The organism is Photobacterium sp. S4TG1, from assembly GCF_036040035.1.
Classification (GTDB): domain Bacteria; phylum Pseudomonadota; class Gammaproteobacteria; order Enterobacterales; family Vibrionaceae; genus Photobacterium.
Genome location: NZ_JAYXUH010000001.1, coordinates 348787 through 375414, shown reverse-complemented (window position 1 = coordinate 375414; position 26628 = coordinate 348787). Strand labels below are relative to the sequence as shown.

The window sequence follows — 26628 nt, the reverse complement described above, 5'->3', positions numbered from 1 at the left end:
ATTGTGATGTGACAGTATTAAAGATAGATATTAAAAATATAAATATGGTATTTTGTGGCATAAAGTCAAAAAAATGCAATATTTATTGATCTAGATCATACTTGGTGCTGTCGATATCTTGCGGTGATATTTTATTTGATAAATATCAAAGCAAAACTATTAATAAATACTTTGAAGATTATTGCTGATATCTGTAATATTAGCCTTGACTTTATTAGCTGTAGAATAATAACAGTAAAACAATATTTTTGATACAAAGCTGCAACAAATAAGATGGCCGTTATTATCACTATGATAAATGCGATCAGAAATATCACCAATATTGCGGTTTGTTATCTACGATTGGCTAAGCCCAATAATCGGTACACTGTGTAGTACTGCGCCAGTCAGCTGGTGAAAAAAGGAGTTATCAATGTTCACTGATGTCGTCGAACTATCGCGGTTACAGTTCGCATTTACTGCGATGTATCACTTTTTGTTCGTTCCCCTGACTCTAGGTATGGCTTTCTTACTTGCCATCATGGAATCAGTTTATGTTATGACAGGCAAGCAAATCTATAAGGACATGACAAAGTTCTGGGGTAAGCTTTTCGCGATTAACTTTGCATTGGGTGTGGCTACTGGCCTATCCATGGAATTCCAGTTTGGTACAAACTGGGCTTATTACTCCCATTATGTTGGTGATATTTTCGGTGCGCCTTTGGCTATCGAAGCCCTGATGGCGTTTTTCCTCGAATCCACTTTAGTCGGTATGTTCTTTTTTGGCTGGGATCGTCTATCAAAACGTCAACACCTTGCAGTGACATGGTTAGTAGCATTAGCGTCTAACTTCTCTGCATTGTGGATCCTAATCGCTAATGGTTGGATGCAAAACCCTGTAGGCGCGGATTTCAACTATGAAACCATGCGTATGGAAATGGTGAGTTTTGCGGAAGTTGTCTTTAACCCTGTTGCTCAAGTTAAGTTCGTTCATACCGTAGCTTCTGGCTACGTTTGTGGCGCGATGTTTATTCTTGGCATAAGTTCATACTACATGCTTAAAGGGCGTGATATTGCCTTTGCTCGTCGTTCATTTGCAATTGCAGCTGCTTTTGGTCTTGCATCAATCGTTTCAGTTATGATTTTGGGTGATGAATCAGGTTATGAATTAGGTGATGTTCAAAAAACAAAATTAGCAGCAATTGAAGCTGAATGGCACACTGAACCCGCACCGGCAGCCTTCACCGTGTTTGGTTTCCCGAATCAAGAAACAATGGAAACGGATTACGCAATTAAGATTCCATATCTAATGGGTATTATTGCGACACGTTCACTTGATACTCAAGTCATGGGTATTCGTGATCTTAAGAAGCAACATGCAGTGCGTATTCGTAATGGTATGGTGGCATACGGCTTACTTGAAAAATTACGTTCAGGTGAAAGAACACCTGCGAATGTTGCTGCCTTTAATGAAGTAAAAGGTGACTTAGGTTACGGCCTATTGTTGAAGCCTTACACTGATAAAGTTGTTGATGCGACACCAGAGCAAATTCAAAAAGCAGTTGATGATTCAATTCCGCGTGTGTGGCCGCTATTCTTTAGCTTCCGTATCATGGTAGGTGCTGGCTTCTTAATGTTTGCGATCATTGGCGCTGCGTTTGTACAGTCTTGCCGCCATAAAATCACAGGTAATAAGTGGGTACTTAAAGCAGCATTGTTTGGTATTCCATTACCTTGGATTGCAATTGAAGCGGGTTGGTTTGTTGCTGAGTATGGCCGTCAGCCATGGGCTGTTGGTGAAATTCTGCCAGTACATATGGCCGCATCAAATCTTGAACCATCGCAACTATGGTTCTCACTAGCTGCAATTTTCGGACTTTATACTCTGTTCTTGATTGCTGAAGTGTACTTGATGCTTAAGTTTGCACGTTTAGGTCCAAGTAGCTTGAAAACAGGTCGTTATCATTTTGAGCAAAAAGAGACAGCACAAGATGTGGTTTCACGTCAGGTTGAAGTGTAAGCAGGGAGAAACAGAATAATGTTTGATTATGAAAGCTTGCGAATCATTTGGTGGGTACTAATTGGTGTTTTGTGCATCGGTTTTGCAATCACAGATGGTTTTGATATGGGCGTGGGTATGCTGTCACCAATCATCGGTAAGACAGATAACGAACGTCGTGTAATGATTAACTCAATTGCACCACACTGGGATGGTAACCAAGTTTGGTTAATCACCGCTGGTGGTGCATTATTTGCGGCATGGCCATTAGTTTACGCAACAGTATTCTCTGGTTTTTATGTGGCAATGATCATAACGTTAGCGTCACTGTGGTTACGTCCATTAGGTTTTGATTACCGTTCTAAGTTGACAGATCCAAAATGGCGTAACTTGTGGGACAAAGGTATCTTTGTAGGTAGCTTTATACCGCCAGTTATTTTCGGTGTTGCTTTTGGTAACTTAATGCAAGGTGTACCGTTTGAAGTAAATGAACTTATGATGACGACTTACACCGGGTCATTCTTTGGTTTGCTGAATCCGTTTGCTTTACTTTGTGGTGTTGTTAGTCTGCTGATGGTTATTACTCAAGGCGCTACTTTCCTACAAATGAAAACAACCGATGCAATTCATGCACGGGCTCGTAATGTTGCAGCAATCTCTGCAGTATTAATGGCTGTTGTATTTATTATTGCTGGTTTTGTTTCTCAAGGTATTAGCGGTTATGTGATTACATCTCAGGTATTACCGAATGTAGCATCAGATCCGTTAACGAAAGACGTTGTTCGTCAAGTTGGCGCGTTGTTTATTAACTACCATAACTACCCAGTATTATGGATTGCACCAATACTTGCAGTTGCTATGCCAGTGCTAACTGCATTATGTTCACGAGCTGAGCGTGCAGGTTTTGCATTCTTGTTTTCAAGCTTAACAGTTGTCGGTGTGGTATTAACGTTTGGATTTGCGACGTTCCCATTCATCATGCCATCAAGCTTAAATCCAAGTGTTAGTTTAACTATTTGGGATGCAACTTCATCTGAATACACATTACAGATTATGACAGTAGTAGCATTTGTTATGGTACCTGTAATCTTGGCTTACACCTCATGGTGTTACTACAAAATGTTTGGTCGTCTTGATACTAAATATATCGAAGACAACAAGACTTCACTGTACTAAGGAGTAGACTAACAATGTGGTATTTTGCTTGGTTTTTAGGTATTTTACTGGCTTGTGCGTTCGGTATTGTCAATGCATTATGGCTTGAAACGACTGAAAATATGGATAAAGACAGTGAGTAAGATAGATCGTGCGGTTAAGTTAATTCATGCACCTTTAAGCGTGTTACCTCTTAAATTATTAGCAGTAGTAATGGCGTTGACTATTACTGGGCTATTAATGTGGGAACCGCAGCAATTTGCCAAAGATATTGGTGGATTTAGTGCAGGATTAGCCCCGTTGATGATTTGGGCAACCTGTAGTGCAATGGTATTTGGCATGGGTTTTGTTCCTCATCGATGGTATTTTCAGGTGTTCTTTACACCCTATATCGCACTGCCTATATTGCTTTATATTCTTGGATTACGTTTTTTATAACGTTTAATCTGTAGAGCTAAAAAGCCTGTTACCGTAATGGAACAGGCTTTTTTTATACGAGTAAATTGTAACCATTTTCAAGAATTCGTTTTTAATGCATGATTACTGAACAGAATTGTGATTTGATTGTCAGAACCTACTGACAAATTTCATTTTTCAGTTAAATGCGGTTATCTATTCGCTCCATGATAACTATCAACGGATGACTTAGGGTATAGTAGTGTCAAGCGCGATTGTTAGTACCGTGTAGGCATGACGGTTATGGATACTAAATGAAAGAACAAGATATTTTTAAATGGCCGATTACCATTTATTATGAAGATACAGATGTAGGTGGTGTGGTCTATCACGCTAATTATTTAAAATTTTTTGAACGAGCACGAACTGAATTATTACGCTATGTAGGCTTAAGTCAGCAGCAATTATTTGCAGATAACATGAGTTTTGTTGTACGTAGTATGAATCTTGATTTTATCCGTGGTGCTAAGTTAGATGATCAACTGGTTGTTAATACAACTATTCAAAATGTACGTCGTGCGTCAATAGAATTTAACCAAGAGCTGGTTAATGATAATAATGTGGTATTTTGCCATGCCGTTGTAAAAATCGCCTGTATTGATCCAACCATTATGAAACCTATAGCGTTACCTGCACAATTAAAGCTGGAGAACAATTAAGTGAACTCAGAATTAACCATTTTAGACCTTTTTTTACAAGCAAGTTTGTTGGTAAAACTGGTTATGCTTATTTTACTTGGAATGTCGATTGCTTCTTGGGCAATGATTATCAAACGTTCACAAGTTTTAAAAAGTGCTGAACGTAATGCAACTCAATTTGAAGACCGATTTTGGTCTGGTATTGATCTTTCACAGCTTTATCAAGAAGTACAACAACGTAAAGATGATCTTTCTGGCTCAGAGAGAATCTTCTATTCAGGGTTTAAAGAATTTGCGCGCCTACATCATAGCAATGGGCGTGTGCCTGAAGCTGTTATGGAAGGTACTGGACGTGCTATGCGCGTTTCATTATCAAAAGAGGTTGATGAGTTAGAAACTAACTTACCGTTCCTTGCTACTGTTGGTTCGATCAGTCCTTATATTGGCCTTTTTGGTACTGTATGGGGCATTATGACAGCATTTATTGCTCTTGGTGCGGTAAAGCAAGCGACATTAGCGATGGTTGCTCCTGGTATTGCAGAAGCATTGGTCGCAACTGCAATGGGTCTATTTGCTGCGATTCCTGCTGTTATGTTTTATAACCGCCTTACAAATAAAGTGACTAAACTTGAACATACTTACGCCACTTTTATGGAAGAGTTTTCAAGTATTTTACACCGTCAGGCATTTGCAGCGAATCAGGAGTAATAAGCAATGGCTTATCAACCGAAGAAACGCAAAATGACGGCAGAAATAAATGTCGTCCCCTATATTGACGTTATGTTGGTATTATTAATTATCTTCATGGTTACAGCGCCATTTGTAAGCCAAGGGGTCGATGTTGATTTACCTAAAACACAGACTTCTGAAACAATCGCGCAGTTAAATCAAGATAACGATACACCTCCTATCATTGTTGAAGTTGATAAAGATGGTAATTTAGGAGTGAGTATCAATAATGATGATATGGCGCATGGCTTGAGTCTTGATGAATTAATTGCTCGAGTAAAAGCAGAACTTGCGAGTAATCCAAAAACGTTGGTGATGGTAGGAGGGGATGGACGTACTCCTTATGCCAATATTGTCGAAACCTTGGATGCACTAAGCCATGCTGGAGTTGGATCGGTAGGTTTAATGACTGATCCATTAGATAAGCCTGGAAATTAAGGCATGAAAAAGAGTAATTATTCGACATCAGTCATTATATCAGTCCTCGTACATGGCTTATTTATTGTGCTGTTATTGTGGGGGGCTGATTTTACTCTCGATAAAAAACAATCGGTGGGTAATACTATTCAGGCAACAATGATTGATCCTGCAATTTTAAATCAACAAGCTCAGCAAATTCGCCAACAGCGTCAAGCAGCGAAAGAGGCTGAACAGGCCCGTCAAGCTCGTTTACAGCAACAAACAGAAGCACTTGAAGCACAACGTAAAGCTGATGCTGAACGTATTCGTCAATTAAAAGAAGATAAGTTAACAGCTGAAAAAGCAACACGTGAAGCTGAAAAACAGCGTCAATTGCAACAACAACAAGCAGCAGAAGCCAAAGCGAAGGCAGACGCTAAAGCCAAAGCAGACGCTAAAGCGAAGGCAGACGCTAAAGCAAAGACAGACGCTAAAGCAAAGACAGACGCTAAAGCCAAGGCAGACGCTAAAGCCAAGGCAGACGCTAAAGCCAAGGCAGACGCTAAAGCGAAGGCCGACGCTTTAGCCAAGGCAGATGCTAAAGCGAAGGCAGACGCTAAAGCGAAGGCAGACGCTAAAGCGAAGGCAGACGCTAAAGCGAAGGCAGACGCTAAAGCGAAGGCAGACGCTAAAGCTAAGGCAGACGCTAAAGCAAAGGCAGACGCTAAAGCAAAGGCAGACGCTAAAGCGAAGGCAGATGCTAAAGCGAAAGTAGAAGCTCAAGCTAAACAAGATGCAGCACTTAATGATATGTTTTCAGGATTAGAAGCTGAAAATGAACAACGAGGTGGCGCTAGAGGTAAGCATATTGCTGATGAAGTATCACGTTATGGCTCGATATATAAGCAAATGATTCAACAAAATTTATTGGTTGATCAAAGCTTTAAAGGCCAAAAATGTCAGCTAACCTTACGTTTGTCATCGAATGGCTTAGTGTTGGATGTTTCACAGTTAGCTGGTAATGACACACTTTGTCGTGCCGCTAAGTCAGCAGTATTACAAGTAAGCGAATTTCCAATGCCAGATAACCCAGATGTGGTTAAGCAATTACGGGTGATTAATTTAACAGTAAGCCCGTAGATTATTGGCGAAATTTGTAAATATAGACTTTATTTTTGCCGCAACAATAGTTGCGGCTTTCGTAACTATAAGGAGCGATTGATGAAACGTTGGATGATGGGCGTATGTTTTGCCTTACTAAGCGTTAGCCAATTTGCACATGCAGCACTAGATTTAGTCATCACTGATGGTGTTGATTCCGCTCGCCCAATTGGTATTGTGCCTTTTGAATGGCAAGGCACAAATAAATTACTGACTGATATCTCAGCGGTTATAGCTTCTGACTTACAACGCAGTGGTAAATTTAGCCCGATAGCGAATAGTAAATTACCTCAACGTCCTTATAATGAAAGCCAAATTAATTATAATGCCTGGACTAAATTAGGTGTTGATGCTGTCGTTACAGGTAGTATTACTCAAAATGCCGAAGGTAATTATGTTATCAGCTATCAATTAGTTGATATTGTTAAAGGTAAGCTAAATAGTGATGCGCAGGGTACTGCAAGTGATTACTTACTGCTAAATAACCGTGCCGTTGTAAAACCAAATCGTATGCGTCAATACGCACACCGTATTTCTGATATGGTTTACCAAAAACTGACTGGCGAGCGTGGTGCATTTTTAACCCGTATTGCGTATGTTGATGATAATCAAGGAGCGCAATTTCCGTATCAGTTACGGGTTGCCGATTATGATGGTTATAACGAGCGTGTCGTTCTAAAATCAAAGCAACCATTAATGTCTCCGGCGTGGTCTCCTGATGGCAGTAAGTTAGCCTATGTAAGCTTTGAAAATGGTAAAGCTGAAATTTTTGTACTGAATATTTATAAAGGTACTCGTGAGCTTGTTGCTAACTATCCTCGTCACAATGGTTCTCCACAATTTTCACCAGACGGCACTAAGCTAGCAATGGTGTTATCAAAGACGGGCAGTTTACAGATTTATATTAAAGATCTTAAAACAAAGCAATTACGTCAAATAACTCATGGTCGAGCGAACAATACCGAAGAAATTTGGACGCCTGATGGGAAATCAATGTATTTCACTTCAGATCGTGGTGGACGCCCACAAATTTATCATCTTGATTTGGCAACAGGCGAGACACAACGTGTAACATGGCAAGGTAGCCAAAATATGGGAGCGCAAATTACTCCAGATGGTCGTTTTTTAGTAATGGTAAACCGTTCTGATAGTGGTTATAACATTGCTAAACAAGATTTAAAAACTGGTGCAGTTCAGATTTTAACCAAAGCAAAATTAGCAGAATCACCAAGTATTGCACCTAACGGTAGTATGATTATTTATAGCTCAGCACAAAATAATAGTTATGAATTGTCTCTAGTGTCTATTGACGGTCGATTCCAAGCACGTTTACCGTCAACAAGTAAACGCGTTCGTGCACCAGCTTGGGGTCCATTCCTATAATAGGATTATAGAACAATAATATATCCAATTAATGGGTATTACTGAATGATGAAGGATAAAAATAGATGCAACTTAACCGAATTTTAAAAGGCTTAGCCATTGCGTTACCAATGATGACATTGGCAGCATGTAGTTCAACCGATAGTACAGGTACTTCTGCTGGCTCTCAAAACCAAACTAGCGGTGCTGAAGTCAGTGGTCTTAATGGCTCTGGTCAATCTACAGTTTCAACACCCCTTTCTCAAAGTGGTGCAATGACTGAACAGCAATTGCATGAGCAACAAATGCAGAAGTTGCGTCAAGAAGAGCAAACCGTCTTCTTTAAATTTGATAACGCTGAAATTCAACCTGCGTACCAAAACATGCTAGAAGCTCATGCGGAATACTTACGTAATCACCCAAATACAAAAGTAGTAGTTCAAGGTCATGCTGATGAGCGTGGTACACCTGAATACAACATTGCGTTGGGTGAACGTCGTGCAACGGCTGTTGCTCAATACTTACAAGCATTAGGAGTCTCTGCAAACCAAATGTCTATTGTTAGTTATGGTGAAGAAAAACCATTATTATTTGGACATACTGATGCAGATTATGCGAAAAATCGTCGCGCAGTGATCGTATATTAATTAAGAGTTAGGTTAATAATTATGAACAGTAACAAAATAATGCGTCAATTTGCATTAGTGTTGCTGGTTGGTGCGGCGACCCAAGTGGTCGCCGCGCCCGCTTCAGCCGCTAATTTACAAACATTAGAGCGTATGCTTGAAGCACAAGGGCAATCACAATTGCAGGTTCAACGTCAGCTAGATCAAATGTCAGCTGATATTGATGATATTCGTGGCAAAGTAGAACGTAATAGCTACGATATTAAGCAGATGAAAGAACGCCAACGCCAATTATATAAAGATGTTGATCAGCTAAGTCGTCAGCCTGTAAAAGCGGCTCCAACCGCTAAAGAGGCCACCAAAGCACCCACTGAAGCATATTCTAACAATATGAGTGAGAATGATGCTTATCAAAATGCGGTGAATTTGATTTTGAAAAAGAAAGACTACCAAGGCGCAACTCAAGCGTTTGAAACTTTCTTAACGACTTATCCTGATTCTGTGTATAAGCCAAATGCAAGCTATTGGCTAGGTCAGTTGCATTTCTCTCAGAATGATTTAGCGCAAGCTGCAAAGAATTTTGAGGTTGTTGCAAGTATTAAAGACTCAAGTAAGCGTGCTGATGCGTTATTAAAGCTTGGTGTTATTGCTGAGCGCAGTAATGATACTGTTAAAGCGATGTCTTACTATACGGAAGTTGAGAAAGATTACCCTAACTCAACTAGCGCTAAGCAAGCACAGTCTGCGTTGAAAATTTTATCAAAACACTAAATATTCTTAGTTTAAGCTATTAAAAACCTACAATTTTGTGGGTTTTTTTTTGCTTTTTATTCATTATTAATAATGCTTATCTATGTTTATTAGGTTAAACACAGAAAGGTCAATAATATTATTTTAATCCTACAAACTATCATGGAAATTACTTTTTTTTTTGGTATTATTCGACCTTATGAAATGAGTAGCTATTGTTACTCAATATAATGTTATTACTATGGATAGTTGGAGTTATTTTGTTAAGTCAAAAAAAAATATTATGTTACTCATTGATTTCAATTTCAGGCTGGTTGTTTGCTGCTTATCTAATGTTCACACATCTCAGTAATGATCGTGATTTTATCAATGATAAGATCACTGAAAATGCCTACAATATCGTTTCTCAATCATTACAAGATAAAAAAACAGATCCAGAAATTATCGCTCAAATTCAAGAATGGTTTGCCAAAGGGTGGACAGCTCAAACAGGCTCTGTAACCACTATTTGTGATAATGACCGAGATAAATTAAAGCAAATTCTTTCTGATTCTGCCATCGTAACAATTTGCCGTTTACGTATATAACTACCGAGGTTATTTTTATGAATAAATTAATGTCGGTATTCTTAGTCTTATTGGCTTTATCAGGTTGGGTGACTGGTGGTGTATTTCTTTATGGTACTAAAATAAATAAAGATTATGCCACTAAAATGGCAGGGGAAAATGCCTTTAATATTATAGAGCAATCATTACACCATACAGATTCAGAAGCGGCAATCTTAGCGAAAATAGCGTTATGGAAAAAAGATAATTGGACGGCACAAACGGGGTCAATTATTACGTTATGCCAAAGTGATCGCCAACAATTTCGTCACTGGGTTACTGTGAAGAATATATCTAAAATTTGCGAACAAACTCAATAGGTTATATAGATGGATCTCTTTATGATTGTGATGCTTATCTTTTTTTGTATCATGACAGTTGTTTCTTATATCTATTTATTGATGTCTTTTGATGAAAAAGAAAGATGCTTATCTTTTGATGAAAAAACGAAAACCGTTTTTTGTGATGGAAAAAAAATAATATCAGTACGTGATGGTAGTGGTAACTATCGATTCATAAAATATATTTTTGATCACCCAGATAGTGTTATTTCTGTTACTGAACTTGAAGCCAATGTGTTTTTTGGGCAAAACGTTAATATAGTAAAAGTGTTGAGTAATACTCATTTACCAAAAGAAATTATTAATACTTTCTTCTGCGTTTCAAAAAATAGCCTGATATTTAAAAATAAAGCCTTTCTCAAGTGAGAAAGGCTTGTCGGCTTAATTTATAATAATGTGCCGTAAGGGCTAGCTTGATGATAGTTATAGACATTCATCAAATGTCTCACCTCTTCTACAGGTAGTTAAATCAGTGCGTTAAAGCGATAAAACATTATTTAATATAGTTAGCTTTAAAACTGTGATTCATATCAATAATAATTTTTCTGAGATGTTCTCAGAGGATTCTCAGAATAAAAGCAATAAATTTTCACTTTTATGTATCCTTAAAGGGAATATAGATAGCATAAAGGGTATTTTGTGTGTATGTGATGTTATATAAGTGTTTGTTGGTTAATAATGATATTTCAAAAATCATGCGTATAATGATCAAACACGTAAGGAATGCTGACGAGCAAATGAATAATGAATATTACATTTGATCCATCGAAAATGGTCTATCCATTTCCACCTAAACCAGCGCTATTATCGGATGATGAAAAGCAGGTTTACATTACAAAAATCAAGCAACTGCTAAAGAGTAATAATGCAGTATTGATTGCACACTATTATACCGCTCCCGAAATTCAGGCCCTAGCTGAAGCAACGGGAGGTTTTGTCGGTGATTCCCTTGAAATGGCACGCTTTGGTAATCAGCATTCTGCAACAACCTTGATTGTTTGCGGAGTACGGTTTATGGGTGAATCAGCCAAAATATTAACGCCGGAAAAACAAGTGTTAATGCCAACATTAGAGGCTGAATGCTCACTCGATCTTGGTTGTCCGGTGGATGCCTTTACTGAGTTTTGTGATCAGCATCCAGACCATACAGTGGTCGTTTATGCAAATACTTCAGCGGCAGTTAAAGCACGGGCTGATTGGGTGGTAACATCGAGTATCGCATTAGAAATTATTGATCACCTCGATAGTGAAGGTCGTAAAATAATTTGGGGACCTGATCGCCATCTAGGTGGTTATATTCAAAAGCAAACCGGTGCTGAAATGTTACTGTGGCAAGGGGAGTGTATTGTGCATGATGAGTTTTCAGCACAAGCCCTAAAACAGATGAATCATCTTCACCCTGATGCCGCTATTTTGGTTCATCCAGAATCACCAGCTAGCGTAGTTGCATTAGCTGATGCTGTTGGTTCGACGAGTCAATTAATAAAAGCGGCAACAACACTACCACAAACTAAATTAATTGTGGCAACTGATAAAGGCATTTTCTTTAAGATGCAGCAAATGGTGCCAAATAAAGAATTAATTGAAGCGCCGACAGCGGGGGCTGGAGCGACATGTCGTAGCTGTGCACATTGCCCGTGGATGGCGATGAATGGTTTGAAAGCTATTTATACTGCTTTAGCTGAAGGCGGTCAGCAACATGAAATTTTTGTTGATGAAGCCATTCGAGTGAAATCACTTATTCCACTGAATCGAATGTTAAATTTTGCCGCTGAGTTACAATTAAAAGTAAAAGGTAATACGTAAGTAATTACTTACGGTAAGAAAAGAAAAGGCGACTCGATCTGATACTTATTTTAGTTAACAGAATCGATTCGCCTTTTTTATTGCTATTGCAGCAATTATTACTGAGCGGCAACTAATTGTGCGCCACGTTGTGTTAGGCCACATAACATAACGGGAATTGCGTTGAAGATTTCTTCAAACTGTGCCAATGCATCTGCGTTTTGTTCTTTAAGTGCTTCTAATGCTGTTTCAGGATCAAATAACAAGCTAAAAGAAAGTAATACGCCACCAAGTAGAGCATTATCTTCACTTTCTGGTGGCATAATTGTTTCCCAATCATCACGTGCTAATTGCCATCCTTGAAGCATGCCTTCACAGAAGTTGCTGGTTGCTTCGGTTACGATCTGGCTATCATCTAATGCACAACCTTCAGGCCATTGCCAAGTGCTCTCAAATAATGCCGCACGAGCTTCGTTCCAGATTGCAATAATTGCTTTTGCATAATTCTCTAAGTCTTCATGGCTATCGAAAGGTGATGTTTCTTCGCCACCCCACATAAACGCTAACCATTCTGTAGGATCTATCAGGTGAGGTGCGGCAGCCATTGCGGTAACAAAGCCACGTGTTTGTGATTCAGATAGCAATTGATCTGCTAGTTGAGAGTTTTCGAGGATAGTACTTAGTTGTGAAGACATAAAACAATCTCAGCTTAATAATGATTAAGTGTTCAGGTGCATTAACTATACATGCATCACTGAACTTTATGCCTCTATTGTAACAGCCTCTGGGTAACAACCTAGTAATGGTCAAAGATATTTTGTCATCTTGTGTCAAAAAAGACGGACAAAGTGCAGTTGCTGACATTAAATTGCTTATTGTTGATTTTAATTAAAACATGAAGTCTTCACTAATAACATAATTCTTAATTACGTAACCCGTTTACGTAGCTAAAACATATCAGATGATGACATAATTTTACTTATTATTAAGGTGAAGCAATGTATAGCGAGCAATTTATGATGTTATTGGCCGTATTTGAACGTGCCGCCTTAATGCTGATGACATTATTTTTATTAACGCGTACCCAATTGTTTCAATCTATCGTTAAGAAGACCCATCGACGTCCTGTTGAAACTGCGATGATTTCAGCATTGTTTATTTTATTTGCGGTGTTTAGTACATATACCGGTTTAAATGTTGATGGCTCACTGGTTAATGTACGTATTATAGCGGTGTTATCGGGTGGCATTATATTTGGTCCATGGATTGGTATTCCCGCTGGTATTATTGCAGGTATTCACCGTTATTTAATTGATATTGACGGTCCTACATCTGTTGCTTGTTTAATAACGAGTATTTTTGCAGGCTTATTAGCAACCTGGATCCATTGTAAGTGTGCTAAAAAAAATTACGCCCAATTGGGTATTTTAGCTGGTATGTGCTGTGAAATACTGACAATGGTATTGATTGTGTTGTTATCACATAATAAAGCACTGGCTTACAATATTGTTACCCATATTAGTTTTCCCATGATCCTTGGTACATTATCGATTGGGTTAATTATTAAATTAGTCCAAGATCTCGATGAAGAACAAGATCTTATTGCTGCTCAACAAGCAAAACTCGCTCTTGATATTGCGAATAAAACCTTACCTTATTTTCGTATTAACAACCGTAATGCCCTACAAAAAGTATGCAGCATTATTCGGTTTTATACGGATGCTGACGCTGTTGCAATTACTAATACGCAAGACGTACGTGCGTATGTTGGTCGTGGGGAAGAGCACTTTTTAGATGCCCATCATAAAATAAGCCAAATGACTCGCCAAGCAGTAGAAAGTGGTGAACAAATAATAAGTAATAATCTCAATGTACATAATTTCCACTCGTTACTTATTATTCCACTGTGGGAAAATGGTGAGGTAAGTGGCACGCTTAAAATATTTTATTGTCAGCCTGATCATATTCGCATGTCATTACGTGAAATGGCGATTGGTTTATCACAAATCATATCGACTCAAATGGAAGTTTCACGGATTGAACAATTAAAGCAGATGGCAGCAAAAGCTGAGTTTTCAGCCCTACAAAGTAAAATTAATCCGCATTTTTTATTTAATGCACTTAATGCAATTTCGACGTTAATTCGTATTCGTCCTGATGAAGCTCGTCAGCTGATTGCTAATTTGGCCGATTTTTTACGTTACAATTTAGAACGTGATGTTGAATTAATTGATATTCAGGAAGAAATACAACAAGTACGTGATTATGTCGCCATTGAACAAGCCCGTTTTGGTTCCAAACTAGAGGTAGAGTTTGATATTGATGATGTCCATCCTCACATACCATGCTTATTGATTCAGCCACTCGTTGAGAATGCGATCTTACATGGTATTCAGCCATCTCGCGTGGCTGGTAAGGTTGTTATTTCAGTCAAGAAAAGAATGGATGATGTCGTGATAACAATCACAGATACAGGGGGGGGGATAGATCAAAAAACAATCGATAAATTATACCAAAGCAAAATAGATTCACACCATATTGGACTCAATAATGTCCACCAACGGTTATTATTATTATATAGCGATGGATTACATATTACTCGGCTTGAGCAAGGAACCAGTATGCAATTTTTTGTAAAAGAACAGGATTGATATCATGCAACTAAATGCTTTGATCGTGGAAGATGAATATCTTGCTCGTGAAGAATTAACCTATTTAATTGAAAAACATAGCACAATTAATATTGTTGCTGCGTTTGATGATGGCCTGGATGCCTTTAAATTTTTGCAATCTAACAAGGTTGATGTTGTTTTTTTAGATATTAATGTTCCATCAATTGATGGCATGTTATTAGCTCGTAATATTGCTCAATTCTCTCACAAACCTCAAATTGTATTTACAACGGCTTATAAAGAATATGCGGTAGATGCTTTTGAATTAGAAGCGGTTGATTATTTATTGAAGCCACTTAACGAGCAGCGAGTAATCGGCTTATTAGCTAAGTTACAGGCGCGGGCTCAAGAACAAGAACCCCCGCAAGTTACGACAAATATACGTAGTCATACTATAAATTTAATGCTTAATAATCATATTCATGTTACTGCGATTAGTGATATTTGCTGTGCCATTGCTAATGAAAAAGTGACCCATGTTTATACTGCTGAAGGGTGTTTTGTGGCACCGATTACGATAAGTGAATTGATGCTACGTTTACCAACGAGTGATTTTTTCCGTTGCCACCGATCTTACTGCATAAATATTAATGATGTTAAAGAGATTATTCCATGGGTTAATAGTACTTATATGATCAAATTAGCCCATGTTGAACCGCATATTCCTGTGAGTCGTAGTAATCTAAAAGCTTTTCGGTGTTTAATGCAGTTGTAAACGCTAACTAATGATTAGCGGCAAAATGCATTTCATGCCGCTATATTGCATTTTATTCCTCATACGTTACCACTGATTTTATTGTTTTTTTACCCTCTTGTTATCTATGGTTATTGTCGTATTTTGGTGAACAGCAGCAAGGCAATCTGCAATATGGCCTTGAGTATTTCACCAAAAAGGATGTCACCATGACCAATCAACTTACCAGTCGTAGCCGTTATTTTACGTTGCTGGGTACCATCATTACTCAGTTTGCTTTGGGTTCAGTTTATACATGGAGTTTATTTAACGCTCAGCTTGCAGGTAAATTATCTGAGCCAGTCAGTCGTGTTGCTTTTTCTTTCGGTATTATGAGTTTAGCCTTGGCGGTTGCATCATCAATGGCGGGTAAAATGCAAGAACGGTTTGGGGTGCGTAATGTCACTCTTGGTGCGGGTATTTTACTAGGGGCAAGTTTATTACTCACAGCGCATGCCACCAATATTTGGTTGTTATATATTTTTGCTGGCCTGTTAATTGGTTTTGCTGATGGTACCGGGTACTTAATGACCTTGTCTAATTGTGTGAAATTCTTTCCTGAGCGTAAAGGGTTAATTTCAGCCTGTGCTATTGGTGCATATGGTTTAGGTAGTTTAGGTTTTAAATTTATTAATATGTATTTTCTTGAGCATAATGGTTTAGAAAGTACCTTTGATTACTGGGGCATTATTGCAATGGTCATGGTTATCATTGGTGGCTTAATGATGAAGGATGCACCTAAACAACAAGTATCGGCCACAGAATCTGCTGCTGAAGTGCGTGATTTCAGTCTTTCACAATCAATGAAATGTCCTCAATTTTGGATGCTTGCTTTAGTTTTCTTGACTGTTTGTATGAGTGGTCTGTATGTCATTGGTGTTGCCAAAGATATCGGTCAGGGTTACGTACACTTATCATTAGACGTTGCTGCTGCCAGTGTTGCTATTATTGCTATTGCTAACCTAAGTGGGCGTTTAGTACTTGGTATCCTATCAGATAAAATGGCTCGAACTAAGGTTGTCGCTATTTCATTAGTTGTGTGTTTAACCGGAGTATGCGCATTATTGTTTGTTCATCAAAGTCAGATGAGCTTTTATATTGCTGTTGCCTGCATTGCCTTTAGTTTTGGTGGCACAATTACGGTATTCCCTTCATTAGTGAGTGATTTCTTTGGTTTAAACAACCTGACTAAAAATTACGGTATCATTTACTTAGGGTTTGGTATCGGTAGTTTCATTGGTTCAATTGTTGCTTCTGTCTTTGGTGGCTTTATTGCGACATTCTACTTAATGTTTGCTTTGTTAATTGTTTCATTAATTATCGCATTAACCATTAAATTACCGCAGCCATCTTTAGCGCAATAAGCTGCTAAATATATACAAATAACTAATCCGAATTTAGTTTAAAATTCGGATTCTTACTTGTTGCTATTTTGTTATATCAAATAAATTAACAGTGACAATTAAATGCTTTAATGGTTACTTTTATGCCAGATAAAAAACCTATTTTTAACTAAAATAGCAGTTATTTACTCGAAACCAACATTAAATACAGAACCTTATTTTATATAAAAGCTGTTCTAATGCGCACATAAACTGCATGGTGTTAGTTAGATAGTTTTAAGTAACGTTAACCATGATAATACTGGTCGATTTTGCTAGAGTAAGGGAAGTAAATGTCTGTTGTTAAAGTGCCATTTAAGGTTAGAAATGCTGCCGCAGATATATTTGCAATGGTGGTGTTTAGCTTTATTACAGGGATGATGATTGAAGTTTTTATTTCAGGCATGTCATTTGAACAGTCATTAGCATCACGTACGCTATCAATACCGATTAATATTGCGATTGCATGGCCTTATGGCATGTTCCGTGATTATGTTATTGGTTGTGGCCGCAAGCTGTCTTCTGCACGGTGGATGAAAGGTTTGTCTGATATGGTGGCCTATGTTGTATTCCAGTCGCCTATCTATGCTTGTATTCTTTTAGCTGTAGGGGCGAATAAAGAGCAAGTAATTGCTGCAGTAATGAGTAATATTTTTGTTTCTGGTGCATTAGGCGTTGTTTATGGTCAGTTTCTTGAGTTATGCCGCAAAATGTTCCGTGTTACTGCGTGTGCTCAACCAACAATTTAAATAGTTTTCTCATTATTTGAATTAATCAAAAGCACCTATAAGGTGCTTTTGTTGTTTTTAAAAGGTGGTAATTATCAATTTTGGTATAAGAACAGTGCAAATCGCAGTATAAGTCAGCAAATAGAAAAAACTCACATAAAAACCCTTGACCCTGATCCCATAAATCAATATATTACACGCCGTCGACAAGCAAAGCGTTGTTGGCAACAATGTGGTGAGGTGTCCGAGTGGCTGAAGGAGCACGCCTGGAAAGTGTGTATACGGCAACGTATCGAGGGTTCGAATCCCTCCCTCACCGCCATATCTCTTTAAGAGATATAAAATTGGAGAGATGGCTGAGTGGTTGAAAGCACCGGTCTTGAAAACCGGCATACGTTTATAGCGTATCTAGGGTTCAAATCCCTATCTCTCCGCCACATTCAAAAAAGCCGCTGTTTTTACAGCGGCTTTTTTACATCTAAATAAAAGTGGGTGTTTAGACTGAGTGAGTAAAGCAGGGTTCAAATCCGCTAATCCTCGAAGCAGCTCCGCCACATTCAAAAAAGCCGCTGTTTTTACAGCGGCTTTTTTACATCTAAATAAGAGTGGGTGTTTAGACTGGTGAGTAAAGCAGGGTTCAAATCCGCTAATCCTCGAAGCAGATCCGGCTTTCTTGCGTCTGAACTTTGTTCCTCATTCCCTACAGTGAAGTTACGAACGAGATAGGGAATCTATTAGCAGCGTGTTGTAGCATTACTATTTGCATTGTGATGTTTCAATATATTTTCACTGGCAGCTTTAATACTTAATGGCGTAGTGAATAGGTCACGGATAGCCCATGTTTCGTTTTTGAGATGATGGTTTTGATGTCCAAATATATCGTATAATTATATCTGCCACATATTTGATACTTATTTTTAGTTTTATTCCGACCCTTTCAAAGGTAAACAATGTGATTAAGTTTAAACAAATATCATCAAACTTAGTTCCAATGACGTTATTACTTGAAGCAGATCCATCTGAAGATTGTATTAATAAATATTTAAAAGATTCAATTTGTTTAGGGGCATTTGATAATAATGAATTAGTCGGGATTTGTGTTAGTAAACAACTTAGTGATTCGATAGTAGAAATCTACAATATTACGATAGAGCCACAGTACCAACAGCAGGGGATTGGTTCACAACTTCTACAGTATGTATTAAATGAATTAGTGCTGATGGGGTATAGCCAAGTTGAGTTAGGTACGGGGACTTTTTGTTATCAATTATCATTTTATCAACGGCATGGATTTAGAGTTGATGCTATTTTGAAAGATTTTTTTGTCGATAATTATGATGAAGAAATATATGAAAATGGTATTCAACATAAGGATATGCTGCGGTTAGTTTGCCGATTGTTTTAAATAATTAAATTTCTTATTTGATTGAATCTAAAGTAATTATCTTTAGTGATATTCTTCTTTTTCATGTCTTATTTATTAACGATAATTTTGTTATTTAAAGACAAGCTTCTGGTTTAGCGTTAATATTTTGGATACTTAAACGTGAAAATATTAAAAGGATTATATCAATGAAACAATCCATCATTCATATTGCTTTAGTGGTAAAAGATTATGATGAAGCCATTGATTTTTATGTGAATAAATTAAAATTTGAATTGGTTGAAGATACTTATCAAGCCGAACAAGATAAGCGCTGGGTTGTTGTTTCTCCTCCTGGTTCAAAAGGTGTTACTTTGCTTTTAGCTCGTGCATCAAAACCTGAGCAAAACGATTTTATTGGTAATCAATCAGGTGGACGAGTGTTTTTATTTTTAAATACTGATGATTTTTGGCGAGATTATAATCGTATGGTTTCTGAGGGAATTACATTTGTTCGTGAGCCACAAGTTCAAGATTATGGAACAGTCGCTGTTTTTGAAGATTTATACGGTAATCTTTGGGATTTATTGGAATTAAGTGCTGATCACCCGATGGCGATGAGAATGGCTGTTGCTGAAAATAACGCATAAGCAATAGCCTTATAAACTCTTCGTAAATACCCTCACTACTATCATGATGGAATATGATTAACTGAATACAGGTCAAATAAGCTAGAATATGGGTTAATTATTTTAGTTTTGAGCCCTGTATATTAATGACCACTATTACAACACCAGCCAACTTTACAGAACTTGGCCTTATTTCGCCTTTGTTAGCACGATTAACGGAGCTGGAATATCAACAGCCAACGCCTATTCAAGCACAAGCTATTCCGAGTGTATTAGCGGGACGTGACTTAATTGCGGGGGCAAATACCGGTTCAGGTAAAACGGCAACCTTTGCTTTACCGTTGTTACAACAGTTACATCAAACAAAAGCTTCTGAGAATAAAAATGCGAAAGGTAATTATGTTACTGGTCTTGTTTTAGTTCCAACCCGTGAGCTGGCAAAACAAGTTGCAGATAGCATTAAATCTTATGCGACACATTTCAACGGTGCTATTAAAACGGTTGCTGTGTTTGGTGGTGTATCAGCTAATACCCAAATGTTAGCTTTACGGGGCGGTACTGATATTTTAGTGGCAACCCCAGGTCGCTTATTAGATTTGATTTCAAGTAATGCCATAAAACTTGATCGGGTTAAAACCTTAGTACTTGATGAAGCCGATCGTATGTTAAGTCTTGGCTTTACTGAAGAGTTGTCTGCGCTACTAGCGTTACTACCTAATAACAAGCAAACATTATTATTTTCAGCGACGTTCCCTGAACAAGTTAAGATGTTAACTCAAGCATTACTTAACGATCCTGTTGAACTGCAACTACAAAGTGTCGATGCAAGCACATTAGTACAACGTGTTTTTACTGTTAATAAGGGCGAGAAAACCGCAGTATTAGCTCATTTAATTAAACAGCATCAATGGCGTCAGGCACTTATCTTTGTTAATGCTAAAAATAGCTGTGAGCACTTAGCTGATAAACTGTCTAAGCGTGGCATTATTGCTGAAGTATTCCACGGTGACCGCGGCCAAGGTGCGCGTACTCGAGTATTAGAAGCGTTTAAGTCAGGTGAAATTGATGTATTGATTGCAACAGACATTGCTGCTCGTGGTCTTGATATTGAAAAGCTACCGGTTGTGATTAACTTTGATTTACCACGTAGCCCAGCAGATTATATGCACCGCATTGGTCGTAGTGGTCGTGCAGGTGAAGTCGGTCTAGCACTGTCATTGATCGATTATGAAGACAGCCATCACTTTAAGGTTATTGAGAAGAAGAACAAAGTTCGACTTGAGCGTGAACAAGTTGAGGGTTTTGAAGTTGATGAATCAGAAGCTTTATTAGCAGTAGCAAAACCAATGGCAAAACCTGAAGGTACGGGTAAAAAGAAACGCAAAAACAAACCAGCGCCTATTGACGACTTCTGGTCATAAGATCAATCAAGAAACTGATCGCTTTTTGTTATTAATATATTAACTAAAAAATCCCTCGCTAGTCATAACGAGGGATTTTTTTATGGTACTAATAATGGTGTGAGTTACAACGATTTACCTAGTTAAGTCGGGCTGCCATTGCCTGTGATTTATCAGCAGTCATTACAAAGTGAAGCGTTCCACCTGCTTTTATTTCACTGTGCTCAAAGCTATTAAATACATTTAGAGGTTTACCGTTAATCAGCACGGATTTCACATACTTATTGTCACTGCTGTTATTATCAGCCGTGATGGTGAAATCACCCGTTGGTAGTTGGATTTTTACCTCATCAAAAATAGGGCGACCAATGGTGTAGGTTGGATCCGTTGGTGTTACTTGATAGAAGCCCATTGCCGACATAATGTACCATGCTGACATTTGACCGACGTCTTCATTACCAATGATGCCGTCAGGGGTTGGCTTATAGAATTCCTTGTAAACTTTATCGAGGTATTCTTGGGTTTTCCAAGATTCATTGGTACGGTTATACAAGTAAATCACGTGGTGCGATGGCTCGTTACCATGAATATATTGGCCAATAAAACCTGTCATATCTTGATGATTTTCACCGCCATTCGCATCAGCAGTAAATAAGTCATTAAGCTTAGTATTAAACCCTTCAGTGCCACCCATGACCTCAGTTAACTTGTTAATATCTTGCATGAATGTCCATTGCCACTGCCATGCGTTGCCTTCGGTATACCAGCCAGGGCTTGAACTGTATGGATTAAAGTCATTAGAGGTGAATTCTTTTTCACAGGTGTCGAGTTTTACTGGTACAAAGAAGCCCGCGTCTTTATCCCAATGATTTAAAGACCAATAAGCACGATCATTAAACTCATTATAAGTGGTGTCATCACCGGCTACTTTTGCCATTTGCGCAATCGTCCAGTCATAGTATGAAAACTCTAGCGCGTAAGAAACGGAATTCCAATTACCTACACCAACGCACTTATCACGCTCGTAATAACTTAACTGACCCGCCATCACGGCTTGCAGTGTGTGATCAGGAATTTGAGGAAAATCATATGGACGGTAATAAGCTGATTTCTTTGCCGCTTCTAAAGCATTTTTAGCATCAACATCAAGGCCTTTGACAACCGCATCACCAATAATCGCGGTGGCAGGGTAGCCAATCATAGTACCGGTTTCTTCACCGTAGCCTTCCCACTTCGGCAGTAGTCCTGTTTCTTGTGATTTACGAATCAAGTCGTTAGCTAAGTCAGTTGCATGTTGTGGGTTAGTAATGGTTAGCAGTGGATGAACCGCACGGAAAGTATCCCATGTAGAATAAACTGAATAGTTTTTATAGCCATCAGCTTGACGAACACCGCCTAGCAAATCACGGTAACGACCATCAACATCTTGATATTCAACTGGCGCGATCATGGCGTGATACATCGCAGTATAGAAGTTAGTTTTCTCAGCCTCAGAACCGCCTTTTACTTGAACGGTTGCAAGCTCTTTTGCCCATGTAAGTTCAGCATTGGCTTTAACGTTAGCAAAATTATAGGTTGGTGTTTCAGCTTCTAAGTTCTTTTGTGCGCCTTCCCAATCGACAGGAGAGAGTGCCACTCGCATTTCAATCGGTTGATCGCCTTTACCAAAATCAAGGTAAGTGATCTGTTCTTTATTTGGATTATTGATTGAGCCGTAAACTGCCCCTATTTGCATTTCCATTGCTTCGCCACCATCACGGGCAATCAATGCATGAGCAATTGGCTGATTAAATTGGGCATAGAAGAAAATATCTTGGCCTTGGAACCAACCTGTAGAAACTCGGCGGCCACGAATAGTGTATTCATCGACTAATTCAACTCGGTTTTGCAGAGATTCACCATTGTTGGCGGCCAGTGTATGAGCAAGGTCAAGTTTTATTTTACGATCAGCCCCTTGTTCATAGGTATAACGATGGACACCGACACGGGTTGTAGTGGTTAATTCTGCTTTAATATTGCCATTATTTAATACCACTGAGTAGTAACCTGGTGATGCGATCTCAGTTGCTTTATCAAAGGCATTATTTTCACGGTTAGCATCATCAGAATAAGGCAGCACTAAAATATCACCAAGGTCAGTTGCACCAGTGCCTGATAGGTGAGTATGTGAGAAACCGTAAAGATTAAGATCCGTTGCAAATACATCTCCGGCAACGTAATCACTCGCATCCCAATAACCCGATGCTGAATGCCATGGATTTTGGCCTGTCTCAGTATTGGTATTTGTTCCTTTAAATGTATCAGGGCTTAATTGCACCATTCCACGGGGTACAACGGCACCAGGGAATGTATGTCCAGATGCTGCAGTACCAATCATCGGATCTATGTATTTTAAAACGCTCATATCAATAATAGGCGTTGCTGGTAGGGTGACTTCAGGTTGGGTTTGATTATTGTTGTCGTTGTTACACCCAAATAAACCTAATGACAATACCAGCGAAATAGCGATTGGAGTTAATTTAAACGTCATAATGTACCACCTAACAGATATGTAGTGCAGGAATGCTCACGTCGGCCAAGAGTGAATATTCTCAAGAGGTAAGAGTAATAAGATGCTGCGTTAACCGCATAGTAGGGGGGAATTGCTGTGGTAGTAAGATGATAAAACAAACATTTACTGGACTTTTGTACCGATTAAATTGAAACGTGATACTGCTTCATGGGGAATAGTGAAGGAAGTAATGTTTCCTTAATGAATGATATTGTTTACTAGAGTGGATAATAAAATAATTGTTTTGAGACTTAGTTCATATTCTTGTAGATAAATTGCAATGTTTTTTCAATGCTTGTTTTAGATCAAATAGATTTTTAAAACAAAGGCGTAAAAATACCAAAGAGGAATTGTTTGGTAGTGCCATTAGTTAAATATGTCTTAAAGGAAAGACTGATTTGATAATGAGTATTTGAAAAATAAGGTAAGTTATTATGAGCAGTGCATTTTATATTCCATGTGTTAACTTTATGGGTGCGGGTTGTTTAACAGCGGCAGCGGATGCAATTAAAGCGCACGGCTTTAAAAAAGCATTAATTGTTACGGATAAAGTATTAAACGAAATTGGTGTTGTTACGCAAGTTGCAGTGCTATTAACCGAACGTGGCATTGATTCGGTTGTTTACGATGGTACTCAACCAAACCCAACTATCACTAATGTAGATCAAGGTTTAACACTGTTAAAAGATAACGGTTGTGACTTTGTTATTTCATTAGGTGGTGGTTCTCCTCATGATTGTGCAAAAGGCATTGCGTTATTAGCAGCGAATGGCGGTCAGATTGGTGATTACGAAGGTGTTGATCGTTCAGCAAAACCTCAATTACCTGTAGTCGCAATTAATACAACGGCTGGTACTGCGTCTGAAATGACCCGTTTCTGTATTATTACAGATGAAGCTCGTCACATTAAAATGGCGATTGTTGATAAAAATACCACGCCATTAATGTCAGTTAATGATCCTAAATTAATGCTAGCTAAACCAGCCTCATTAACAGCAGCCACAGGTATGGACGCATTAACTCACGCTATTGAAGCGTATGTTTCTATTGCTGCTACACCAATCACTGATGCCGTTGCGATTAAAGCCATTGAATTGATTGAAGCCAATTTACGTACCGCCGTTAAGGATGGTCAAAATTTAAATGCGCGTGAGCAAATGGCTTATGCTCAATTTATGGCGGGCATGGCATTTAACAATGCATCACTAGGTTATGTTCACGCAATGGCGCACCAGTTAGGCGGTTTTTATAATCTGCCACACGGTGTATGTAACGCTGTATTATTGCCACATGTTCAACGTTATAACGCGCAAGTTTGTCCTGAGCGCTTACGTGATGTTGCTGCCGCTATGGGTGTGAATGTGAGTGATATGACACCACAACAAGGTGCAGATGCTGCAATTGATGCAATCATGGCATTGTCTAAAGATGTTGGTATTCCAACGGGTTTAAAAGATCTGAATGTGAAGGCAGAAGATATTTCATTATTATCTGATAATGCGTTAAAAGATGCGTGTGGTTTTACTAATCCTAAGCAAGCGACACATGAAGAAATTTCACAAATCTTTATGTCTGCAATGTAATCGCGAATAGTAACGAGATAATATTAGCAACATATAATGCGTAAAAAACGCCTCATGATTGAGGCGTTTTTATTTTTCATAATTAAGATGTTATTAATTTAATATCAATAATTTAACTATGTTTATAGCAGTGGGCTAAACATATAGAAGAAGCGTTCACCAAATTTATTACGTACTGAACGCTTTTCCCATTGCTCTTTATCTACAGGCTCTGAGTCGGCAATGTAACTTTGCTGTAATTGACTTAGCTTATGAGTGAATTCAAGATTATCCACCGCCATTGTGACCTCAAAATTGAGCCATAAGCTGCGCATATCAAGGTTAACTGTTCCGATTAAGCAGTGAGTATCATCAATGACAACGGATTTAGTATGCAATAAGCCGCCATGAAAACGGTGAATATGTACTCCTGATCTTAATAAATCACTAAAGAAAGAACGGCTAGCCCATTCAACCATAGTTGAATCATTTTTATTTGGAAGCACAATATGAACGGCAATATTTCGTTCTGCGGCACCTTTCATCGCATGTAATAAGTGTTCACTTGGCACAAAGTAAGGTGTGGTGATAACAATACTTTTCTTTGCTTGGTAAATACTTAGCAGCAATACTTGGTGAATAATATCATCGGGCATGCCTGGGCCAGAAGGGATCACTTGTACGGTGTCATACTGTGGTTCATCTTCCGTTGGTATTTGGCAAGTCGGTAATGGCGGTAAAAACCGTTGTCCTGTTTCAACCTCCCAGTCCCATGCTTGAATACAATTAAGTACTGAAACCGTAGGGCCACTGATTCTTACCATGACATCTACCCACTGACCGACTCCAGCATCAACTTTAAAGAAAGCGGGATCAACTAAGTTCATTGAACCGGTATAAGCAATGTTGTCATCAATAACTACGATTTTACGGTGCTGACGTAAATCTAAGCGGCGTAAGAACATACGAAATGGTGAAACCGCCAAAGCTTCGATAAGTTCGATGCCTGCCCCTCTAATCAGTTTTGGCCAATGAGAACGGAAGAAGCGCATACTACCGGCAGAATCAAGTAATACGCGAACTCTAATACCTCGCTTTGCCGCTTTGATAAGAGCAACACCCACTTCATCAGCAAGACCGCCAGGATTCCAAATATAGAATTCTAGATGAATGGAATGTTGAGCGTTATTTATATCATCAATAAGCGCTCGAAGAATTTCATCGGTTGATGATTTTAATGACAGATGATTGCCGACTAAACCGGGTAACCCAAAACGGTTTTCACACAGATCGTTAATTGGCTTTGCTACATCACTCATTTTTTGAGGCATGTGGCCAGGGCAATCAGTCAAGCATTGAAACCAGCTTTGAAACGGAAAAAACATTTCACGTGCCCGTTCAGCTCGTTTTTTGCCTAAATTAAGTTCGCCAAATAGTAGGTAGGCAATAACGCCACCAATAGGGACGATATAAATAATCATCATCCAGGCTAGGGAGACGCCGACAGCTCGACGTTTGAAGACTACGCGTACAGTGACAGCGGCAATTAACAGCCAATAGGCGAAAATGCCGATCCACGTTAAGATTTGATAAAACTGTTCCATCGAATGACTTCATCAATAT

General features: G+C 38.6%; 26 protein-coding genes and 2 tRNA genes. 25 read left to right on the top strand and 3 right to left on the bottom strand.

What is annotated here, in order from left to right; genetic code table 11:
• The first annotated feature begins 412 nt into the window (after positions 1–412).
• From cydA to nadA, 15 genes are all read left to right on the top strand, one after another.
• Positions 413–1999, top strand: coding sequence for a cytochrome ubiquinol oxidase subunit I (cydA, locus tag VXS03_RS01815; RefSeq protein WP_327761657.1), 1587 nt, complete (start codon positions 413–415; stop codon positions 1997–1999).
• Between the two features lie 18 nt (positions 2000–2017).
• On the top strand, positions 2018–3154 hold the full coding sequence (cydB, locus tag VXS03_RS01810; RefSeq protein WP_327761656.1) for a cytochrome d ubiquinol oxidase subunit II: 1137 nt from the start codon (positions 2018–2020) through the stop codon (positions 3152–3154).
• Positions 3155–3168: 14 nt separating this feature from the next.
• Positions 3169–3276, top strand: coding sequence for a cytochrome bd-I oxidase subunit CydX (gene cydX, locus VXS03_RS01805; protein WP_327761655.1), 108 nt, complete (start codon positions 3169–3171; stop codon positions 3274–3276).
• Positions 3269–3571: a cyd operon YbgE family protein gene (locus VXS03_RS01800; protein WP_327761654.1), complete on the top strand. Its 303-nt coding sequence runs from the start codon at positions 3269–3271 to the stop codon at positions 3569–3571. Before cydX ends, VXS03_RS01800 begins: the two co-directional genes overlap by 8 nt.
• 272 nt (positions 3572–3843) lie before the next feature.
• The gene (gene ybgC, locus VXS03_RS01795) at positions 3844–4248 is read left to right on the top strand and encodes a tol-pal system-associated acyl-CoA thioesterase (protein WP_327761653.1); all 405 of its coding nucleotides are present in this window, start codon (positions 3844–3846) and stop codon (positions 4246–4248) included.
• Positions 4249–4935 (top strand): protein TolQ, encoded by a 687-nt coding sequence (tolQ, locus tag VXS03_RS01790; RefSeq protein WP_327761651.1) that lies wholly within the window; start codon positions 4249–4251, stop codon positions 4933–4935.
• Between the two features lie 6 nt (positions 4936–4941).
• The gene (gene tolR, locus VXS03_RS01785) at positions 4942–5394 is read left to right on the top strand and encodes a protein TolR (protein ID WP_327761649.1); all 453 of its coding nucleotides are present in this window, start codon (positions 4942–4944) and stop codon (positions 5392–5394) included.
• Positions 5395–5397: 3 nt separating this feature from the next.
• Positions 5398–6495, top strand: a complete 1098-nt coding sequence (tolA, locus tag VXS03_RS01780; protein ID WP_327761648.1) for a cell envelope integrity protein TolA — start codon at positions 5398–5400, stop codon at positions 6493–6495.
• Between the two features lie 81 nt (positions 6496–6576).
• Positions 6577–7899, top strand: coding sequence for a Tol-Pal system beta propeller repeat protein TolB (tolB, locus tag VXS03_RS01775; protein ID WP_327761646.1), 1323 nt, complete (start codon positions 6577–6579; stop codon positions 7897–7899).
• Between the two features lie 65 nt (positions 7900–7964).
• The gene (pal, locus tag VXS03_RS01770) at positions 7965–8525 is read left to right on the top strand and encodes a peptidoglycan-associated lipoprotein Pal (protein WP_327761645.1); all 561 of its coding nucleotides are present in this window, start codon (positions 7965–7967) and stop codon (positions 8523–8525) included.
• 21 nt (positions 8526–8546) lie between these two features.
• A complete protein-coding gene (gene ybgF, locus VXS03_RS01765) occupies positions 8547–9275 on the top strand; it encodes a tol-pal system protein YbgF (protein WP_327761644.1) in 729 nt (242 codons plus the stop codon).
• 239 nt (positions 9276–9514) lie between these two features.
• Positions 9515–9841 (top strand): hypothetical protein, encoded by a 327-nt coding sequence (locus VXS03_RS01760; protein ID WP_327761642.1) that lies wholly within the window; start codon positions 9515–9517, stop codon positions 9839–9841.
• 17 nt (positions 9842–9858) lie between these two features.
• Positions 9859–10179, top strand: a complete 321-nt coding sequence (locus VXS03_RS01755; protein WP_327761641.1) for a hypothetical protein — start codon at positions 9859–9861, stop codon at positions 10177–10179.
• A 9-nt stretch (positions 10180–10188) separates the two neighbouring features.
• The gene (locus tag VXS03_RS01750; RefSeq protein WP_327761640.1) at positions 10189–10566 is read left to right on the top strand and encodes a hypothetical protein; all 378 of its coding nucleotides are present in this window, start codon (positions 10189–10191) and stop codon (positions 10564–10566) included.
• Between the two features lie 378 nt (positions 10567–10944).
• Complete coding sequence (nadA, locus tag VXS03_RS01745) at positions 10945–12006, top strand: quinolinate synthase NadA (protein ID WP_327761638.1); 1062 nt, start codon at positions 10945–10947, stop codon at positions 12004–12006.
• Between the two features lie 98 nt (positions 12007–12104).
• Here nadA and VXS03_RS01740 read toward each other — a convergent pair whose 3' ends face one another.
• Positions 12105–12680: a UPF0149 family protein gene (locus VXS03_RS01740; RefSeq protein WP_327761637.1), complete on the bottom strand. Its 576-nt coding sequence runs from the start codon at positions 12678–12680 to the stop codon at positions 12105–12107.
• A 303-nt stretch (positions 12681–12983) separates the two neighbouring features.
• Here VXS03_RS01740 and VXS03_RS01735 point away from each other — a divergent pair, with 303 nt between their 5' ends.
• From VXS03_RS01735 to VXS03_RS01695, 9 genes are all read left to right on the top strand, one after another.
• Positions 12984–14636 (top strand): sensor histidine kinase, encoded by a 1653-nt coding sequence (locus tag VXS03_RS01735; protein WP_327761636.1) that lies wholly within the window; start codon positions 12984–12986, stop codon positions 14634–14636.
• Between the two features lie 4 nt (positions 14637–14640).
• Positions 14641–15372: a LytR/AlgR family response regulator transcription factor gene (locus VXS03_RS01730; RefSeq protein WP_080156779.1), complete on the top strand. Its 732-nt coding sequence runs from the start codon at positions 14641–14643 to the stop codon at positions 15370–15372.
• A gap of 188 nt (positions 15373–15560) precedes the next feature.
• Positions 15561–16754 (top strand): L-lactate MFS transporter, encoded by a 1194-nt coding sequence (locus VXS03_RS01725; protein WP_327761634.1) that lies wholly within the window; start codon positions 15561–15563, stop codon positions 16752–16754.
• A gap of 311 nt (positions 16755–17065) precedes the next feature.
• Positions 17066–17521: an L-alanine exporter AlaE gene (locus VXS03_RS01720; RefSeq protein ID WP_327761633.1), complete on the top strand. Its 456-nt coding sequence runs from the start codon at positions 17066–17068 to the stop codon at positions 17519–17521.
• A gap of 213 nt (positions 17522–17734) precedes the next feature.
• Positions 17735–17822 (top strand) — tRNA-Ser (locus VXS03_RS01715).
• Between the two features lie 24 nt (positions 17823–17846).
• Positions 17847–17937 (top strand) — tRNA-Ser (locus tag VXS03_RS01710).
• A gap of 515 nt (positions 17938–18452) precedes the next feature.
• Positions 18453–18905 carry a GNAT family N-acetyltransferase gene (locus VXS03_RS01705; RefSeq protein ID WP_327761632.1) on the top strand — a complete coding sequence of 151 codons (453 nt, stop codon included), beginning with the start codon at positions 18453–18455 and terminating at the stop codon, positions 18903–18905.
• A gap of 167 nt (positions 18906–19072) precedes the next feature.
• The gene (locus VXS03_RS01700; protein ID WP_327761631.1) at positions 19073–19513 is read left to right on the top strand and encodes a VOC family protein; all 441 of its coding nucleotides are present in this window, start codon (positions 19073–19075) and stop codon (positions 19511–19513) included.
• 125 nt (positions 19514–19638) lie between these two features.
• Positions 19639–20913: a DEAD/DEAH box helicase gene (locus VXS03_RS01695; RefSeq protein WP_327761630.1), complete on the top strand. Its 1275-nt coding sequence runs from the start codon at positions 19639–19641 to the stop codon at positions 20911–20913.
• 118 nt (positions 20914–21031) lie between these two features.
• Here the strand turns inward: VXS03_RS01695 and VXS03_RS01690 are convergent, their stop codons facing one another.
• Positions 21032–23422 carry a GH92 family glycosyl hydrolase gene (locus VXS03_RS01690; RefSeq protein ID WP_327761629.1) on the bottom strand — a complete coding sequence of 797 codons (2391 nt, stop codon included), beginning with the start codon at positions 23420–23422 and terminating at the stop codon, positions 21032–21034.
• 455 nt (positions 23423–23877) lie between these two features.
• On the opposite strand from VXS03_RS01690, the gene yiaY reads away from it, so the two are divergent.
• Complete coding sequence (gene yiaY / locus VXS03_RS01685; protein WP_327761628.1) at positions 23878–25026, top strand: L-threonine dehydrogenase; 1149 nt, start codon at positions 23878–23880, stop codon at positions 25024–25026.
• A 122-nt stretch (positions 25027–25148) separates the two neighbouring features.
• Here the strand turns inward: yiaY and cls are convergent, their stop codons facing one another.
• Positions 25149–26609: a cardiolipin synthase gene (gene cls, locus VXS03_RS01680; protein ID WP_327761627.1), complete on the bottom strand. Its 1461-nt coding sequence runs from the start codon at positions 26607–26609 to the stop codon at positions 25149–25151.
• Positions 26610–26628: the final 19 nt, after the last annotated feature.

Bases quoted from the DNA above. Each gene is read 5' to 3' on its own strand.
- cydA (WP_327761657.1), top strand. From the start codon at position 413: ATGTTCACTGATGTCGTCGAACTATCGCGGTTACAGTTCGCATTTACT.
- cydB (WP_327761656.1), top strand. From the start codon at position 2,018: ATGTTTGATTATGAAAGCTTGCGAATCATTTGGTGGGTACTAATTGGT.
- cydX (WP_327761655.1), top strand. From the start codon at position 3,169: ATGTGGTATTTTGCTTGGTTTTTAGGTATTTTACTGGCTTGTGCGTTC.
- ybgC (WP_327761653.1), top strand. From the start codon at position 3,844: ATGAAAGAACAAGATATTTTTAAATGGCCGATTACCATTTATTATGAA.
- tolR (WP_327761649.1), top strand. From the start codon at position 4,942: ATGGCTTATCAACCGAAGAAACGCAAAATGACGGCAGAAATAAATGTC.
- tolA (WP_327761648.1), top strand. From the start codon at position 5,398: ATGAAAAAGAGTAATTATTCGACATCAGTCATTATATCAGTCCTCGTA.
- tolB (WP_327761646.1), top strand. From the start codon at position 6,577: ATGAAACGTTGGATGATGGGCGTATGTTTTGCCTTACTAAGCGTTAGC.
- pal (WP_327761645.1), top strand. From the start codon at position 7,965: ATGCAACTTAACCGAATTTTAAAAGGCTTAGCCATTGCGTTACCAATG.
- ybgF (WP_327761644.1), top strand. From the start codon at position 8,547: ATGAACAGTAACAAAATAATGCGTCAATTTGCATTAGTGTTGCTGGTT.
- VXS03_RS01755 (WP_327761641.1), top strand. From the start codon at position 9,859: ATGAATAAATTAATGTCGGTATTCTTAGTCTTATTGGCTTTATCAGGT.
- VXS03_RS01750 (WP_327761640.1), top strand. From the start codon at position 10,189: ATGGATCTCTTTATGATTGTGATGCTTATCTTTTTTTGTATCATGACA.
- nadA (WP_327761638.1), top strand. From the start codon at position 10,945: ATGAATATTACATTTGATCCATCGAAAATGGTCTATCCATTTCCACCT.
- VXS03_RS01740 (WP_327761637.1), bottom strand. From the start codon at position 12,680: ATGTCTTCACAACTAAGTACTATCCTCGAAAACTCTCAACTAGCAGAT.
- VXS03_RS01735 (WP_327761636.1), top strand. From the start codon at position 12,984: ATGTATAGCGAGCAATTTATGATGTTATTGGCCGTATTTGAACGTGCC.
- VXS03_RS01730 (WP_080156779.1), top strand. From the start codon at position 14,641: ATGCAACTAAATGCTTTGATCGTGGAAGATGAATATCTTGCTCGTGAA.
- VXS03_RS01725 (WP_327761634.1), top strand. From the start codon at position 15,561: ATGACCAATCAACTTACCAGTCGTAGCCGTTATTTTACGTTGCTGGGT.
- VXS03_RS01720 (WP_327761633.1), top strand. From the start codon at position 17,066: ATGTCTGTTGTTAAAGTGCCATTTAAGGTTAGAAATGCTGCCGCAGAT.
- VXS03_RS01700 (WP_327761631.1), top strand. From the start codon at position 19,073: ATGAAACAATCCATCATTCATATTGCTTTAGTGGTAAAAGATTATGAT.
- VXS03_RS01695 (WP_327761630.1), top strand. From the start codon at position 19,639: ATGACCACTATTACAACACCAGCCAACTTTACAGAACTTGGCCTTATT.
- VXS03_RS01690 (WP_327761629.1), bottom strand. From the start codon at position 23,422: ATGACGTTTAAATTAACTCCAATCGCTATTTCGCTGGTATTGTCATTA.
- yiaY (WP_327761628.1), top strand. From the start codon at position 23,878: ATGAGCAGTGCATTTTATATTCCATGTGTTAACTTTATGGGTGCGGGT.
- cls (WP_327761627.1), bottom strand. From the start codon at position 26,609: ATGGAACAGTTTTATCAAATCTTAACGTGGATCGGCATTTTCGCCTAT.